The sequence below is a fragment of the Pseudomonas wadenswilerensis genome, assembly GCF_900497695.1.
Lineage (GTDB): Bacteria > Pseudomonadota > Gammaproteobacteria > Pseudomonadales > Pseudomonadaceae > Aquipseudomonas > Aquipseudomonas wadenswilerensis.
Map to the genome: position 1 here is coordinate 233,206 of NZ_UIDD01000003.1, position 13,193 is coordinate 246,398.

The 13,193-nt window shown below is 59.8% G+C and carries 12 protein-coding genes and 2 tRNA genes; 13 read left to right on the forward strand and 1 reads right to left on the reverse strand.

Annotation, left to right across the window (positions count from 1 at the left end; all coding sequences use genetic code 11):
- Window positions 1-56 precede the first annotated feature (56 nt).
- The 3 genes from carB to CCOS864_RS04465 are packed head-to-tail and all read left to right on the forward strand — an operon-like array spanning window position 57 to window position 4,175.
- Complete coding sequence (gene carB / locus CCOS864_RS04455; RefSeq protein WP_115085228.1) at window positions 57-3,278, forward strand: carbamoyl-phosphate synthase large subunit; 3,222 nt, start codon at window positions 57-59, stop codon at window positions 3,276-3,278.
- Window positions 3,275-3,751, forward strand: coding sequence for a transcription elongation factor GreA (greA, locus tag CCOS864_RS04460; RefSeq protein WP_115085229.1), 477 nt, complete (start codon window positions 3,275-3,277; stop codon window positions 3,749-3,751). The genes carB and greA overlap by 4 nt, the downstream gene beginning before the upstream one ends.
- 28 nt (window positions 3,752-3,779) lie before the next feature.
- Entirely contained in the window at window positions 3,780-4,175 is a 396-nt protein-coding gene (locus tag CCOS864_RS04465) for an MFS transporter (protein WP_115085271.1), read from the forward strand.
- Window positions 4,176-4,187: 12 nt separating this feature from the next.
- Here the strand turns inward: CCOS864_RS04465 and yhbY are convergent, their stop codons facing one another.
- Window positions 4,188-4,496: a ribosome assembly RNA-binding protein YhbY gene (gene yhbY / locus CCOS864_RS04470; protein ID WP_038606752.1), complete on the reverse strand. Its 309-nt coding sequence runs from the start codon at window positions 4,494-4,496 to the stop codon at window positions 4,188-4,190.
- A gap of 100 nt (window positions 4,497-4,596) precedes the next feature.
- Here yhbY and rlmE point away from each other — a divergent pair, with 100 nt between their 5' ends.
- The 10 genes from rlmE (at window position 4,597) to nusA (ending at window position 13,178) form a co-directional block, all read left to right on the forward strand.
- Window positions 4,597-5,220: a 23S rRNA (uridine(2552)-2'-O)-methyltransferase RlmE gene (gene rlmE / locus CCOS864_RS04475; protein ID WP_115085230.1), complete on the forward strand. Its 624-nt coding sequence runs from the start codon at window positions 4,597-4,599 to the stop codon at window positions 5,218-5,220.
- A 213-nt stretch (window positions 5,221-5,433) separates the two neighbouring features.
- The gene (ftsH, locus tag CCOS864_RS04480; RefSeq protein ID WP_115085231.1) at window positions 5,434-7,341 is read left to right on the forward strand and encodes an ATP-dependent zinc metalloprotease FtsH; all 1,908 of its coding nucleotides are present in this window, start codon (window positions 5,434-5,436) and stop codon (window positions 7,339-7,341) included.
- Between the two features lie 8 nt (window positions 7,342-7,349).
- Entirely contained in the window at window positions 7,350-8,201 is an 852-nt protein-coding gene (gene folP, locus CCOS864_RS04485) for a dihydropteroate synthase (protein WP_115085232.1), read from the forward strand.
- 16 nt (window positions 8,202-8,217) lie between these two features.
- On the forward strand, window positions 8,218-9,558 hold the full coding sequence (gene glmM / locus CCOS864_RS04490; protein WP_115085233.1) for a phosphoglucosamine mutase: 1,341 nt from the start codon (window positions 8,218-8,220) through the stop codon (window positions 9,556-9,558).
- Between the two features lie 66 nt (window positions 9,559-9,624).
- On the forward strand, window positions 9,625-10,380 hold the full coding sequence (tpiA, locus tag CCOS864_RS04495; RefSeq protein WP_010222978.1) for a triose-phosphate isomerase: 756 nt from the start codon (window positions 9,625-9,627) through the stop codon (window positions 10,378-10,380).
- A 3-nt stretch (window positions 10,381-10,383) separates the two neighbouring features.
- Window positions 10,384-10,770 (forward strand): preprotein translocase subunit SecG, encoded by a 387-nt coding sequence (secG, locus tag CCOS864_RS04500; RefSeq protein ID WP_115085234.1) that lies wholly within the window; start codon window positions 10,384-10,386, stop codon window positions 10,768-10,770.
- Window positions 10,771-10,789: 19 nt separating this feature from the next.
- Window positions 10,790-10,875 (forward strand) — tRNA-Leu (locus CCOS864_RS04505).
- 97 nt (window positions 10,876-10,972) lie between these two features.
- Window positions 10,973-11,049: transfer RNA gene (locus CCOS864_RS04510), tRNA-Met, on the forward strand.
- Between the two features lie 129 nt (window positions 11,050-11,178).
- Entirely contained in the window at window positions 11,179-11,637 is a 459-nt protein-coding gene (rimP, locus tag CCOS864_RS04515; protein ID WP_038999709.1) for a ribosome maturation factor RimP, read from the forward strand.
- Window positions 11,638-11,696: 59 nt separating this feature from the next.
- A complete protein-coding gene (gene nusA, locus CCOS864_RS04520; RefSeq protein ID WP_010222981.1) occupies window positions 11,697-13,178 on the forward strand; it encodes a transcription termination factor NusA in 1,482 nt (493 codons plus the stop codon).
- Window positions 13,179-13,193: the final 15 nt, after the last annotated feature.

Below are 13,193 nucleotides of genomic sequence, written 5' to 3' on the forward strand. Positions count from 1 at the left end.
CCCCAAGATTGTTCAATGCGGCTTGCCGACTGACCTGCGGAATTGAGTGACAACCCATGCCAAAACGTACAGACATTAAAAGCATCCTGATTCTCGGCGCTGGCCCGATCGTGATCGGCCAGGCCTGCGAATTCGACTACTCCGGCGCCCAGGCGTGCAAAGCCCTGCGCGAAGAGGGCTACCGCGTCATCCTGGTGAACTCCAACCCGGCCACCATCATGACCGACCCGGCCATGGCTGATGCGACCTACATCGAGCCGATCAAGTGGCAGACCGTTGCCAAGATCATCGAAAAAGAGCGCCCCGACGCACTGCTGCCGACCATGGGTGGCCAGACTGCCCTGAACTGCGCCCTGGACCTGGAGCGCGAAGGCGTCCTGGAAAAGTTCGGCGTGGAAATGATCGGCGCCAACGCCGACACCATCGACAAGGCTGAAGACCGTTCGCGCTTCGACACCGCCATGAAGGCCATTGGCCTTGAGTGCCCGCGCTCCGGTATCGCCCACAGCATGGAAGAGGCCAATGCGGTCCTCGAGAAGCTCGGCTTCCCGTGCATCATCCGTCCGTCCTTCACCATGGGCGGCACCGGTGGTGGCATTGCCTACAACCGTGAAGAATTCGAAGAGATCTGTGCCCGTGGTCTGGACCTGTCGCCGACCAAGGAACTGCTGATCGACGAATCGCTGATCGGCTGGAAAGAGTACGAGATGGAAGTGGTCCGCGACAAAAAGGACAACTGCATCATTGTCTGCTCGATCGAAAACTTCGACCCGATGGGCGTGCACACCGGCGACTCGATCACCGTGGCGCCGGCACAGACCCTGACCGACAAGGAATACCAGATCATGCGCAACGCCTCGCTGGCGGTGCTGCGTGAAATCGGTGTCGAGACCGGCGGTTCCAACGTGCAGTTCGGTATCTGCCCGGACACCGGCCGCATGGTCGTGATCGAAATGAACCCACGGGTTTCGCGTTCCTCGGCCCTGGCGTCGAAAGCCACCGGCTTCCCGATCGCCAAGATCGCCGCCAAGCTGGCGGTCGGTTACACCCTCGACGAACTGCAGAACGACATCACTGGCGGCCGTACCCCGGCGTCCTTCGAACCGTCGATCGACTACGTCGTCACCAAGCTGCCGCGTTTCGCCTTCGAGAAATTCCCGAAAGCCGACGCCCGCCTGACCACCCAGATGAAATCCGTGGGTGAAGTCATGGCCATCGGCCGGACCTTCCAGGAGTCGCTGCAGAAAGCCCTGCGCGGTCTGGAAGTTGGCGTGTGCGGCCTGGACCCGAAAGTCGACCTGGCCAGCCCGGACGCTGCCAGCATCCTCAAGCGCGAGCTGACCGTGCCGGGCGCCGAGCGCATCTGGTACGTCGCCGACGCCATGCGTTCGGGCATGACCTGCGATGAAATCTTCGCCCTGACCGGTATCGACCACTGGTTCCTGGTGCAGATGGAAGACCTGATCAAGGAAGAAGAGAAGGTCAAGACCCTGGCCCTGTCGGCGATCGACAAGGACCTGATGCTGCGCCTCAAGCGCAAGGGCTTCTCCGATCAGCGTCTGGCCAAGCTGCTGGGTATCACCGACAAGAACCTGCGTCGTCACCGTCACAAGCTCGAAGTGTTCCCGGTCTACAAGCGCGTCGACACCTGCGCCGCCGAGTTCGCCACCGATACCGCCTACCTGTACTCGACCTACGAGGAAGAGTGCGAGGCCAATCCGTCGACCCGCGACAAGATCATGATCCTGGGTGGCGGTCCTAACCGTATCGGCCAGGGCATCGAGTTCGACTACTGCTGCGTACACGCGGCACTGGCCCTGCGTGAAGACGGTTACGAGACCATCATGGTCAACTGCAACCCGGAAACCGTCTCCACCGACTACGACACCTCCGACCGCCTGTACTTCGAGCCGCTGACCCTGGAAGACGTACTGGAAGTGGTTCGCGTCGAGAAGCCGAAGGGCGTGATCGTCCATTATGGCGGCCAGACCCCGCTGAAACTCGCGCGAGCCCTGGAAGAAGCCGGCGTACCGATCATCGGTACCAGCCCGGACTCCATCGACCGCGCCGAAGACCGCGAGCGTTTCCAGCAGATGGTTCAGCGCCTGAACCTGCTGCAGCCGCCAAACGCCACCGTGCGCAGCGAAGACGAAGCGATTCGTGCTGCCGGCGTGATCGGTTACCCGCTGGTGGTTCGCCCGTCCTACGTACTGGGCGGCCGCGCGATGGAAATCGTCTACGAACTGGACGAGCTCAAGCGCTACCTGCGTGAAGCGGTACAAGTGTCCAACGACAGCCCGGTGCTGCTCGATCACTTCCTCAACTGCGCCATCGAGATGGACGTGGATGCGGTCTGCGACGGCACCGACGTGGTGATCGGCGCGATCATGCAGCACATCGAGCAGGCCGGTGTTCACTCCGGTGACTCGGCGTGCTCGCTGCCTCCGTACTCGCTGCCCGCCCATGTGCAGGACGAAGTCCGTGAACAGGTCAAGAAAATGGCCCTGGAACTGGGCGTTGTCGGCCTGATGAACGTGCAGTTGGCCCTGCAGGGCGACAAGATCTACGTGATCGAAGTCAACCCGCGCGCCTCGCGTACCGTGCCGTTCGTCTCCAAGTGCATCGGCACTTCGCTGGCGATGATTGCCGCGCGGGTCATGGCCGGCAAGACCCTCAAGGAAATCGGTTTCACCAAGGAAATCATTCCTAACTTCTACAGCGTCAAGGAAGCGGTGTTCCCATTCGCCAAGTTCCCGGGTGTTGACCCGATCCTCGGCCCAGAGATGAAATCCACCGGTGAAGTCATGGGTGTCGGCGACAGCTTCGGTGAAGCCTTCGCCAAGGCCCAGATGGGCGCCAGCGAAGTATTGCCGACCGGCGGTACTGCGTTCATCAGCGTGCGTGACGACGACAAGCCACAAGTGGCTGGCGTTGCTCGCGACCTGATCGCCCTGGGCTTCGAAGTGGTTGCCACCGTCGGTACCGCCAAGGTCATCGAAGCGGCTGGCCTGAAAGTGCGTCGCGTGAACAAGGTGACCGAAGGTCGTCCGCACGTGGTCGACATGATCAAGAACGACGAAGTGTCGCTGATCATCAACACCACCGAAGGCCGTCAGTCGATCGCCGACTCCTACTCGATTCGCCGCAATGCGTTGCAGCACAAGATCTACTGCACCACCACCATTGCGGCCGGTGAAGCTATCTGTGAAGCGCTGAAGTTCGGTCCGGAAAAGACCGTGCGCCGCTTGCAGGATCTCCATGCAGGACTCAAGGCATGATCAAATACCCGATGACTGTCCAGGGCCATCGCGCCCTGGAAGATGAGCATGAATTCCTCAGCAAGACCGAGCGTCCGCGCCTGAGCCAGGCCATTGGCGAGGCCCGCGAACTCGGTGACCTCAAGGAAAACGCCGAATACCACGCTGCCCGTGAAGAGCAGGGTATGGTCGAAGCGCGAATCCGTGATATCGAAGGGCGTCTGCAGAACGCGGTGGTCATTGATGTCACCACTATTGCGCACACCGGCAAGGTGATCTTCGGCACTACCGTCGAAATCGCCAACGTCGAGACGGACGAAAGCTTGAAGTACAAGATCGTCGGTGAGGATGAAGCCGACATCAAATCCGGCAAACTGTCGGTGGGTTCGCCCATCGCCCGTGCTCTGATCGGCAAGGAAGAAGGCGACGTTGTGGCGGTGAAAACCCCGAGCGGCCTGGTCGAGTACGAGATTGTCGAAGTCGCCCACATTTGACCGTCGCCGCGGCTTTGCCGCGGCCCCGGTGATCTGGCAACTGACCCAGGTGTTCTGGGTTGGTGGCCTGTGGATGCTGCATTTCGGTCTGTTGCCGGCGTTGGGCCAGATTGGCCTGGCGCCGCTGCTGATCGAGGATATTGGCAGCCTGATGGCATCGTTGCTGGTGGCGTTTGCGGCGTTTTGCGCAGGCGTGCAGGCACTGGTGCTGATTCAGGCTCAGGGCCTGGCCAGTCTGTGGCGGGACATGCGGGGGCAGTTGCTGTCGATGGCGATGCTGGCGTGCGTGGTGTATTTCGCCTTGCGCATGGGCATGCCGGAGGAGTTGCGCTGGCAGCTGTTCTGCTACCTGGTGCTGGGCCTGACCGGCTTGCTGCTGGTCATGCAACCCGTGCCGGGCAGGGCGCGCAAGGCGCGCCACTGACCGGGGCGAACATCACTTGTAACGGTGGATGTTCGACAGCTGTTTGTTCGGCTGCGGATTGCGGCGATAGATCAGCGCTTTCTTGCCGATGGTCTGTACCAGTTCGGCGCGGCCGGCCTTGCACAGCGCGGCAATTGCGGCAGCACGCTCTTCGCGGTCTTCGGAGCGAATCTCGACTTTGATCAGTTCGTGATCGGCCAGAGCGCGTTCGAGTTCGGCGATAACCCCTTCAGTCAGCCCGTTGCCTGCCACAATCAGAACTGGTTTCAGGTCGTGGCCAATGGATTTGTACTGTTTCTTCTGCTCGTTATTGAGCGGCATAATCTGACCCTTTGTCTGATTCTGTAAAAATGGCGGCCATTTTACCCGAGGGCCCGTGGATCCGCCCAGTTAATCACGACCCTTATCATCGAGGTGCCCAATGGCGCGTTCCAAGACAAGCCTTGGCTGGCTGAAAGAACACTTCAACGATCCTTACGTTAAAAAAGCGCAAAAGGATGGTTATCGCTCGCGTGCGAGCTATAAATTGCTGGAAATTCAAGAAAAGTACCGGATTATCCGCCCGGGTATGAGTGTCGTCGATCTCGGCGCGGCGCCGGGTGGCTGGTCGCAGGTGACCAGTCGTCTGATCGGCGGTCAGGGCCGCTTGATCGCTTCCGATATCCTGGAAATGGACAGTATTCCCGACGTTACCTTCATCCAGGGCGACTTTACCCAGGACGAAGTGCTGGCACAGATCCTTGAGGCGGTGGGTAATTCGCATGTAGACCTTGTGATTTCCGATATGGCCCCCAATATGAGTGGTACGCCTGCCGTGGATATTCCCAAGGCCATGTTTCTCTGTGAGCTGGCCATTGATCTGGCGACCCGGGTACTCAAGCCGGGTGGTGATTTCCTGATCAAGATTTTCCAGGGCGAAGGGTTTGACGTATACCTCAAGGACGCTCGTCAGAAATTCGACAAGGTCCAGATGCTCAAACCTGATTCTTCGCGGGACCGCTCCCGTGAACAGTACTTGCTGGCGAGGGGTTACCGCGGCGAGTAGGGGCGTCAGGCCGGCGGCTTCCAGGGTGTCCGATAGTTTTTTCCAATCGGCTCTCCTGCCTGACCTGGATGTACTTCGTGTAGTCTAGGTTTCACAAAGGGTTACAGACGGCGCCTGCAGATGTGTAGGTTATGTAGTAAGTTAAGCCGGTGAATATCATGCGAGGCACGGCTGCGCCGTCAGCCGGCTTCAGAGGGTAGCTAATTGAACGATATGGCAAAGAACTTGATCCTGTGGTTGATCATCGCGGCTGTCCTGGTGACGGTGATGAACAACTTCTCCAGCCCGAATGAGCCGCAGACCCTCAACTATTCCGACTTCATTCAGCAGGTCAAGGATGGCAAGGTCGAGCGCGTTGCGGTCGACGGCTACGTCATTACCGGTAAACGTACCGATGGCGACAGCTTCAAGACCATCCGTCCGGCCATTCAGGACAACGGCCTGATCGGCGACCTGGTCGACAACCACGTCGTGGTCGAAGGCAAGCAGCCAGAGCAGCAGAGCATCTGGACCCAACTGCTGGTCGCCAGCTTCCCGATCCTGGTCATCATTGCCGTATTCATGTTCTTCATGCGTCAGATGCAGGGCGGCGCCGGTGGCAAGGGCGGGCCGATGAGCTTCGGCAAGAGCAAGGCGCGCCTGCTTTCCGAAGACCAGGTGAAAACCACCCTGGCCGACGTCGCTGGTTGCGACGAAGCCAAGGAAGAAGTCGGCGAGCTGGTCGAATTTCTGCGCGACCCAGGCAAGTTCCAGCGCCTGGGCGGTCGTATTCCTCGCGGCGTGCTCATGGTTGGCCCGCCAGGTACCGGTAAGACCCTGATAGCCAAGGCCATTGCCGGCGAAGCCAAGGTGCCGTTCTTCACCATCTCCGGCTCCGACTTTGTCGAGATGTTCGTAGGTGTTGGTGCCAGCCGTGTGCGCGACATGTTCGAGCAGGCCAAGAAGCATGCTCCGTGCATCATCTTCATCGACGAAATCGACGCCGTCGGCCGCCATCGTGGTGCCGGCATGGGCGGCGGTCACGACGAACGCGAGCAGACCCTCAACCAGTTGCTGGTGGAGATGGACGGCTTCGAAATGAACGACGGCATCATCGTCATCGCCGCGACCAACCGTCCGGACGTACTCGACCCGGCGCTGCTGCGTCCGGGCCGTTTCGACCGCCAGGTGGTGGTTGGCCTGCCGGATATCCGTGGCCGTGAGCAGATCCTCAAAGTGCATATGCGCAAGGTGCCGATTGGCGAGAACGTCAATCCAGCGGTCATTGCCCGTGGTACTCCAGGTTTCTCCGGTGCGGACCTGGCCAACCTGGTCAACGAGGCGTCGTTGTTCGCTGCCCGTGGTGGCAAGCGCGTCGTCGAGATGAAAGAGTTCGAGCTGGCCAAAGACAAGATCATGATGGGCGCCGAGCGCAAGAGCATGGTCATGTCCGAGAAAGAGAAGCAGAACACCGCTTATCACGAGGCTGGTCACGCCATTGTCGGTCGCGTCGTGCCCGAGCATGACCCGGTCTACAAGGTATCGATCATTCCGCGGGGCCGGGCACTGGGTGTCACCATGTTCCTGCCTGAGGAAGACCGCTACAGCCTGTCCAAGCGCGCGCTGATCAGCCAGATCTGCTCGCTGTACGGTGGCCGTATCGCCGAAGAGATGACCCTGGGCTTCGATGGCGTCACCACCGGTGCATCCAACGACATCATGCGTGCCAGCCAGATCGCCCGTAACATGGTCACTAAATGGGGTCTGTCGGAAAAACTCGGTCCGCTGATGTATGCCGAAGAAGAAGGCGAAGTGTTTCTGGGCCGCAGTGCCGGTTCCCAGCACGCCAGCGTCTCCGGTGAAACCGCCAAGCTGATCGACTCCGAAGTGCGCAGCATCATTGACCAGTGCTATGCCACGGCCAAGCAGATCCTCACTGAGAACCGCGACAAGCTCGACGCCATGGCCGATGCGCTGATGAAGTACGAGACCATCGATGCCGATCAGATCGACGACATCATGGCTGGTCGCGAGCCACGCGAGCCGCGTGATTGGGAAGGTGGGTCAGGCACTCCAGGCACCTCTGCTCCGCAGAGCGATCGCCCAGAGTCGCCGATCGGCGGTCCAGCGGCGCAAGTCTAAGGGCACATATGACCTCACAGCAGTACCCGACCCGGTTGCCTTGCGGCAACCGGGTTCTTGATTTGTCCCGTACCCATGTCATGGGTATCCTCAATATCACCCCCGATTCCTTCTCCGATGGCGGCCGCTTCACCCAGCGTGACGCAGCCTTGCGTCACGCCGAGGCGATGGTGGCTGCCGGTGCGACCCTGGTCGATGTCGGTGGCGAGTCCACCCGCCCTGGCGCTCGCGCGGTGTCGGCGCTTGAAGAACTGGAGCGCGTTGCGCCGATCGTCGAGGCGATCAGTCGCGAACTCGATGTGATCATCTCGGTCGATACTTCGACGCCAGCGGTGATCCGTGAGTCGGCCAGGCTCGGTGCCGGGCTGATCAACGATGTGCGCTCGCTCAGTCGTGATGGCGCCCTGGATGCCGCAGCAGCTACCGGTTTGCCGGTGTGCCTGATGCATATGCGTGGCGAGCCGGGCGATATGCAGGATAATCCTCATTACGAGGATGTCACCGCCGAGGTGGCGAGCTATCTTGAAGAGCGAATGGCTGCCTGCGCGGCCGTGGGCATCGAGGCCGGGCGGATCATCCTCGATCCGGGTTTCGGCTTCGCCAAGACCCTGGAACACAACCTCAGCCTGTTCAAGCACATGGAGGCGCTCCATCGGTTGGGGCGTCCTTTGCTGGTGGGTGTTTCTCGCAAGAGCATGATCGGTCTGGCCCTGGGCCGCCCGGTCGGAGAACGGCTCTATGGCGGCCTGGCCCTGGCTGCGCTGGCGATGACCAAGGGAGCGAGCATATTGCGCGTTCACGATGTCGCCGAAACCGCCGATGTAGTGCGGATGATTGCTGCGGTGCAAGCCGCCGAATAAGAGTGATGGAGCATCTATGAGCAGAAAATACTTTGGCACCGATGGCATTCGTGGCCGTGTCGGCGAGTTTCCGATTACCCCTGATTTCATGCTCAAGCTCGGTTGGGCTGCGGGTATGGCCTTTCGCAAGCAAGGCGCTTGCCGGGTACTGGTCGGTAAGGACACGCGAATTTCGGGCTACATGTTCGAGTCGGCACTGGAAGCCGGATTGTCGGCGGCTGGCGCTGATGTGATGCTGCTCGGGCCGATGCCGACCCCGGCCATCGCCTACCTGACCCGCACCTTCCACGCCGAAGCGGGCATTGTCATCAGTGCGTCGCACAACCCGCATGACGACAACGGCATCAAGTTCTTCTCCGGCCAGGGCACCAAGCTGCCGGACGAAGTCGAACTGATGATCGAGGAGCTGCTCGACCAGCCGATGACCGTGGTCGAATCGAGCAAGCTGGGCAAGGTGTCGCGTATCAACGATGCGGCTGGCCGTTACATCGAATTCTGCAAGAGCAGCGTGCCGAGCAGCACCGATTTTGCCGGTCTCAAGCTGGTGGTCGACTGCGCTCACGGTGCTACCTACAAGGTCGCGCCAAGCGTGTTCCGCGAGCTGGGTGCCGATGTCACCGTGCTGTCGGCACAGCCCGATGGTCTGAACATCAACGAAAACTGTGGTTCGACCCACATCGAGTCGCTGCAGGCGGCGGTCCTGGTTGGTCATGCCGACCTGGGTATCGCCTTCGATGGCGACGGCGACCGTGTCCTGATGGTCGATCACACCGGTGCCATCGTCGATGGCGACGAACTGCTGTTCATCATCGCCCGTGACCTGCACGAGCGTGGCAAGCTGCAGGGTGGGGTGGTGGGTACCCTGATGAGCAACCTGGGGCTGGAGCTGGCCCTGAAGGACCTCGACATCCCGTTCGTGCGCGCCAAGGTCGGTGACCGCTACGTGATGGCCGAGCTGCTGGGGCGCGACTGGGTGATCGGTGGCGAGAACTCCGGGCACGTGGTGTGCTGCAACCACACCACCACTGGTGATGCGATCATCGCCGCGCTGCAGGTGCTGATGGCCCTCAAACGCCGCGAAGAGACCCTGGCCCAGGCCCGTCAGGCCCTGCGCAAATGCCCGCAGGTGCTGATCAATGTGCGCTTCGGTGCGAGCAAAGTCGACCCCCTGGAGCATCCGGCTGTCCAGGAGGCCAGTGCCAAGGTTACCGAGGCCCTGGCCGGTCGTGGCCGTGTGCTGCTGCGCAAGTCCGGGACAGAGCCTCTGGTGCGGGTAATGGTCGAAGGCGAGGATGAAAATCAGGTCCGCGGCCACGCCGAAGCCCTGGCAAAACTGGTAAGTGAAGTTTGCGTTTGAAATACGCTTGCCAGAGGTGATTGGGTTGGGTAACATCTGCGCCCTCTTTGACCGACGAGGTACAGCATGCGTCGCCCTATGGTAGCTGGTAACTGGAAGATGCACGGTACCCGCGCCAGCGTCGCTGAGCTGATCAAGGGCTTGAGTAATCTCGCCCTGCCGAGCGGTGTCGAGGTCGCGGTGTTTCCCCCCGCCCTGTACATCAATCAGGTAATTGATGGCGTACAAGGCAAGGCGATCGCCGTCGGCGCTCAGAATTCTGCGGTACAGCCTGAGCAAGGCGCACTGACCGGTGAAATTGCACCGAGTCAACTGGCCGAGGCAGGTTGCGAGCTGGTACTGATTGGGCACTCCGAGCGCCGCCAGATCATTGGCGAGAACGACGAAGTCCTCAATCGCAAGTTCGCTGCGGCACAGGCTTGTGGTTTGAAGCCGGTGCTCTGTGTAGGGGAAACCCTCGAAGAGCGCGAAGCGGGTAAAACGCTTGAGATTGTCGGGCGTCAGCTGGACAGCGTCATCGAAGCGTTCGGTGTCGAAGTCTTCGCCAGTGCGGTGATTGCCTATGAGCCTGTATGGGCCATCGGTACAGGGCTGACAGCCTCGCCACAGCAGGCTCAGGATGTGCATAAGGCCATTCGCGAGCAGCTGGCGGCAAAGAACCCGGAAGTCGCAGCGAGTGTGCGGCTTCTATACGGCGGCAGCGTGAAGGCGGCCAATGCGGCTGAACTGTTCGGCATGCCGGATATCGATGGGGGCCTGATTGGTGGGGCTTCCCTGAACGCAGACGAATTCGGTGCAATTTGTCGCGCCGCAGGAAACTGAAAAATGCTGGAAACAGTGATCGTTGTTTTGCATCTGTTGGGCGCGCTGGGTTTGGTAGTGCTGGTGTTGCTGCAACAGGGTAAAGGTGCGGAAGCGGGTGCATCTTTCGGCGCAGGTGCTTCAAATACTGTGTTCGGAAGCCAAGGTTCTGCTACCTTTCTGAGTAAGTTTACTGCTATACTAGCTGCCTCTTTCTTCTTAACTGCTCTTGGGTTAGGATACTTTGCTAAGGAGAAAGCTCAAGAGCTGACTCAAGTAGGGTTGCCAGATCCAGCGGTCTTGGAAGTGAAGCAGCAAAAGCCGGCAACAGATGATGTACCGGTGCTCCAGGAGCAGAAGAGCGAAGCCACTAACACTGGTGATGTTCCTCCCGCTCAAGAGCAGAAGTAACGGGTTTCAAAGTAGTATTGCCGAGGTGGTGGAATTGGTAGACACGCAACCTTGAGGTGGTTGTGCCCATAGGGTGTAGGGGTTCGAGTCCCCTTCTCGGTACCAATTGAAACAAGACAGCCCGCTACAGCGGGCTTTCTTGTAGGTGGAGGTTAGATTGACCCTGTCGGGGTTCGGTCGTATACTTTCGCCCCAGCTTTGTCGCGGGGTGGAGCAGTCTGGTAGCTCGTCGGGCTCATAACCCGAAGGTCGTTGGTTCAAATCCAGCCCCCGCAACCAGTTTCAGCGGAGCCCCTTTTGCAGGGGCTTTTTCTTGGCTGAACAGTCATAACGCCGGTATTCAACGGCGTATCAGGGATGGGCGCTTTGCCCATTTTTTATTTGCATAGCATGCACGAGGGGGTTCAGGTGTCGAGCAAGCTAGAACAGTTGCAGGCCTTGTTGGCCCCGGTGGTCGAGGCTCTTGGCTATCAATGCTGGGGGATCGAATTCATCTCTCAAGGCAAACATTCGGTCCTGCGGATTTATATCGATAAAGAAGATGGCGTGCTTGTTGATGACTGCGCAAAAGTCAGTCACCAGGCCAGCGCGATCCTCGATGTCGAAGACCCGATCACTTCCGAATATACCCTTGAAGTGTCCTCTCCTGGCATGGATCGCCCGCTGTTCACCTTGGAACAGTTTGCTTCGCATGCCGGCGAACAAGTGAAGATCAAGCTGCGTACGCCCTTTGAAGGTCGTCGTAACTTTCAGGGCCTTCTCCGTGGCGTGGAGGAGCAGGATGTTGTGGTCCAGGTAGACAACAACGAATTCCTGTTGCCGATCGATTCGATCGACAAGGCCAACATTATTCCCAGTTTTGACTGAGACGTGCCGGATCCCGCGGACCGCGCGGATCCAATGGCTTGCGAAAGGCGAGGCGTACGATGAGCAAAGAAGTACTGCTGGTTGTTGAGTCGGTATCGAACGAAAAGGGCGTACCGGCCGGCGTAATTTTTGAAGCGCTGGAAGTGGCTCTGGCCACTGCAACCAAAAAACGTTTTGACGACGAAGTCGACCTGCGTGTGGAAATCAACCGCCACACCGGTAGCTACGAAACCTTCCGTCGCTGGACTGTCGTCGAAGAAAAGGATCTGGACGATCCGGCGATCGAAGTGTGGCCAGCGAAGATTCAGGACACCCATCCTGAAGCTAAAGTCGGTGACGTGATCGAAGAGAAGATCGAGTCGATCGAGTTCGGCCGTATTGCCGCCCAGACCGCCAAGCAAGTCATCGTCCAGAAGGTCCGTGAAGCCGAGCGCGCTCAAGTGGTAGATGCCTACCGCGAGCGTCTGGGCGAGATCATCTCCGGTACCGTCAAGAAGGTCACCCGTGACAACGTCATCGTTGACCTGGGCAACAACGCCGAAGCGTTGCTGGCCCGTGAAGACATCATCTCCCGCGAGACTTTCCGTGTCGGTGTGCGCCTGCGTGCACTGCTCAAGGAAATCCGCACCGAGAACCGCGGCCCGCAGTTGATCCTGTCGCGTACCGCGCCACAGATGCTGATCGAGCTGTTCCGCATCGAAGTGCCGGAAATCGCCGAGGGCCTGATCGAAGTCATGGCCGCGTCCCGTGATCCGGGTTCGCGCGCCAAGATCGCCGTACGCTCCAAAGACAAACGCATTGACCCGCAAGGTGCCTGTATCGGCATGCGCGGTTCGCGTGTCCAGGCAGTGTCCGGCGAACTGGGTGGCGAGCGCGTGGATATCGTCCTCTGGGACGACAACCCTGCACAGTTCGTCATCAACGCCATGTCGCCGGCTGAAGTCGCGGCGATCATCGTCGATGAAGACGCCCACGCCATGGACATCGCCGTGGGTGCCGACAACCTGGCCCAGGCGATTGGCCGTGGTGGCCAGAACGTGCGCCTGGCCAGTCAGTTGACCGGCTGGACCCTGAACGTGATGACCGAATCGGACATCCAGGCCAAGCAGCAAGCTGAAACCGGTGACATCCTGCGCAACTTCATCGACGAGCTGGAAGTCGACGAAGAACTGGCACAGGTGCTGGTCGATGAAGGCTTCACCAGCCTGGAAGAGATTGCCTACGTACCGCTGGAAGAAATGCTCAACATCGACGGCTTTGACGAAGACATCGTCAACGAGCTTCGTGCTCGCGCCAAGGATCGCCTGTTGACCAAAGCCATCGCTACTGAGGAAAAGCTGGCAGACGCCCATCCGGCCGAAGACCTGCTCTCGCTTGAGGGTATGGACAAGGATTTGGCGATGGAACTGGCGGTGCGCGGCGTAGTTACCCGCGAAGACCTGGCCGAGCAGTCGATTGATGACCTGCTCGACATCGACGGCATCGACCAAGAGCGTGCCGGCAAGTTGATCATGGCCGCCCGAGCCCACTGGTTCGAGTAATTAGGCGCGGCCTGA

What these genes read in the sequence shown, in the direction of transcription:
- carB (WP_115085228.1), top strand. Translation starts at nt 57, where the DNA reads ATGCCAAAACGTACAGACATTAAAAGCATCCTGATTCTCGGCGCTGGC.
- greA (WP_115085229.1), top strand. Translation starts at nt 3,275, where the DNA reads ATGATCAAATACCCGATGACTGTCCAGGGCCATCGCGCCCTGGAAGAT.
- yhbY (WP_038606752.1), bottom strand. Translation starts at nt 4,496, where the DNA reads ATGCCGCTCAATAACGAGCAGAAGAAACAGTACAAATCCATTGGCCAC.
- rlmE (WP_115085230.1), top strand. Translation starts at nt 4,597, where the DNA reads ATGGCGCGTTCCAAGACAAGCCTTGGCTGGCTGAAAGAACACTTCAAC.
- ftsH (WP_115085231.1), top strand. Translation starts at nt 5,434, where the DNA reads ATGGCAAAGAACTTGATCCTGTGGTTGATCATCGCGGCTGTCCTGGTG.
- folP (WP_115085232.1), top strand. Translation starts at nt 7,350, where the DNA reads ATGACCTCACAGCAGTACCCGACCCGGTTGCCTTGCGGCAACCGGGTT.
- glmM (WP_115085233.1), top strand. Translation starts at nt 8,218, where the DNA reads ATGAGCAGAAAATACTTTGGCACCGATGGCATTCGTGGCCGTGTCGGC.
- tpiA (WP_010222978.1), top strand. Translation starts at nt 9,625, where the DNA reads ATGCGTCGCCCTATGGTAGCTGGTAACTGGAAGATGCACGGTACCCGC.
- secG (WP_115085234.1), top strand. Translation starts at nt 10,384, where the DNA reads ATGCTGGAAACAGTGATCGTTGTTTTGCATCTGTTGGGCGCGCTGGGT.
- nusA (WP_010222981.1), top strand. Translation starts at nt 11,697, where the DNA reads ATGAGCAAAGAAGTACTGCTGGTTGTTGAGTCGGTATCGAACGAAAAG.